The organism is Lacicoccus qingdaonensis (assembly GCF_900101075.1).
In the GTDB taxonomy this organism is placed as follows: domain Bacteria; phylum Bacillota; class Bacilli; order Staphylococcales; family Salinicoccaceae; genus Lacicoccus; species Lacicoccus qingdaonensis.
In genome coordinates this window covers 1-1,934 of the sequence record NZ_FNFY01000058.1, presented here as the reverse complement: position 1 = coordinate 1,934, position 1,934 = coordinate 1, and the positions used below count along the sequence as shown (strand labels likewise).

At 38.2% G+C, this 1,934-nt stretch carries 2 protein-coding genes; both read left to right on the top strand.

The annotated features are described in order from the left end of the window. Nucleotides 1-272 precede the first annotated feature (272 nt). On the top strand, nt 273-791 hold the full coding sequence (locus BLR15_RS13765) for a GIY-YIG nuclease family protein (protein ID WP_092988373.1): 519 nt from the start codon (nt 273-275) through the stop codon (nt 789-791). 168 nt (nt 792-959) lie between these two features. Continuing rightward, complete coding sequence (locus BLR15_RS13760) at nt 960-1,796, top strand: hypothetical protein (RefSeq protein WP_092988371.1); 837 nt, start codon at nt 960-962, stop codon at nt 1,794-1,796. Nucleotides 1,797-1,934 lie beyond the last annotated feature (138 nt).

Genomic DNA, 1,934 nt, shown 5'->3' with positions numbered 1-1,934 from the left:
GCTTTGTTTGAAGAGAAAAGTGTTGAGTCTTAATTGCGGTTAACTGTTGAGTCTTATTTGTGATAAAGTGTTGAATCCTACTTGACGGTTACAACAGCTGATGGAAGACCGGCAACGCCTGCATTATGAGAAGAATGTCATCATTGAGGGGAGTTGAATTGAGAAAATCATACTATTTTGCAGAAGGGAGTTTTTATTGTTTCTATGAGTGAAAGGAGTGTATTAATATAGAAGTAAGTATAACTAAATGTAATTTTATAAGGAGTTTTTTTATGAAGGACAGTACCTTAAAAAAAATTAAGGAAGATATGTTAAGGGAATTAGGTTTACAGTCTGAGGAAGAAATATCTTTCACAGTACAGTTTTCAAGAAATGCGAATGGCACTGTAGATTTATCGACAGTAAGGGAAGAGATTAAAAAAAGAATACCCGAGGATCAAAATGTTCGTGAAATCAAAGGAATTTACAAAATTTACGTCAACAAAAAGGGCCAGCAAGAAAAAGATTTATTCTATATAGGTATGAGTAAAGCATCAGCATACAAACGATTAAGAAGGCATTTTCAAAAATCCGATAAATCGAATAATAATGTGGATGCACCTGAGCGTTATCAACTCTTTAAACAACTCACGGATGAAGATAATGAAATAACTATAAAAATTATTAAAGTAGATGATAAAGAAAAATTAAAATATCTACTATTGCTTGAGGAAGTGCTTACTCTGGTTGAGAAGCCGAAGTATAAGGACGATTTAAATAATAAAATTAAAGCCAACCCTGATCAACAGTGACTTAAATGTTTTATACAATGAATCAACTTCATAATGATTCATTCCAAGTGGTGGGATTTAAACTAATTATTTTTATCATGACAATATCCACCGGCTCTTTTGACATTCACTGCCATTAATAAGAAGATGTATATTGTAATGATCAAATAATGGTTGGAGGATAACGTGATGAACTTTAGTTTGAGAATTTTATTTACAATACCGATACTTTTCGTACTCGCTGCATGCAGCAATGATGAAGGCGGAGAGGATTCGCTTTTGAATGATGCGGAGATTGAAGAAGGCTATTACATCAACTATAACGGCGGGAAGTCCGATAACGAAGAGATGCGGACTTCTGATTTCATGGAGTATGATGCAGGGACGGACTATTCATTGACGCGTCCTGCCTATGTTTCCTACTACAATGAAGAGGAATTCATCCAGACGAATCTGTATGTCGACAACATGCCGGTGCTGATCGAAGAAGTGCCGGAAGCGACACACGTGAAATTGAGCTTCAACCAGAATAATGAAGATGCGATTGTATTCACCGACGAGGTGCTGGATGGTGCCGAATCCGAACGGGAAAGCGTACCTGAAGATGAAGCGGAGGCAGAGGCTGCCGGACAGGACGGGTCGGACTCCGGATCGGATGACGGCGAAGAAGCAGATGAAGACACTTCTTCCGAAGCATCCGTCTTCGATTCGGTTGAAGGAGAAATTGTACTCGATACATCAGAATTTACAGATAAGGACTTGTTCATGTATCAGGGCGTCAACGAGGAAGGTGCGTTCACCGCAATGGACAACCTCGCAACTACACGGGGCATCCCATATGACAGTGATTTGGAATATGCAGTCAACCAGACTGTGGATATCGCGTATTACAACGACAGTGAATTCCTTGAAATCCATCCGGCGGGTGAAGAAGATTATATCGAAAATGTACCGGATGCGAATTACATCAATATCACGTATAATCTGGATGACATGAACGATCTGTTGTTGAAAGAAGAAAATTAGATCGACTATTTTAGCGGAAGATAATTAAAGAACACAGAATTATTAGACTGACATAGTGAAATGAGACAGAGATAAAACACCTTCATTAGGCTATCTTCACTCCAAAATCAATTGGAGAGAGGTAGCCTAATTTTTCTT

Excerpts from the sequence above, each read along its gene's own strand:
- BLR15_RS13765 (WP_092988373.1), top strand. The coding sequence starts at position 273 with ATGAAGGACAGTACCTTAAAAAAAATTAAGGAAGATATGTTAAGGGAA.
- BLR15_RS13760 (WP_092988371.1), top strand. The coding sequence starts at position 960 with ATGAACTTTAGTTTGAGAATTTTATTTACAATACCGATACTTTTCGTA.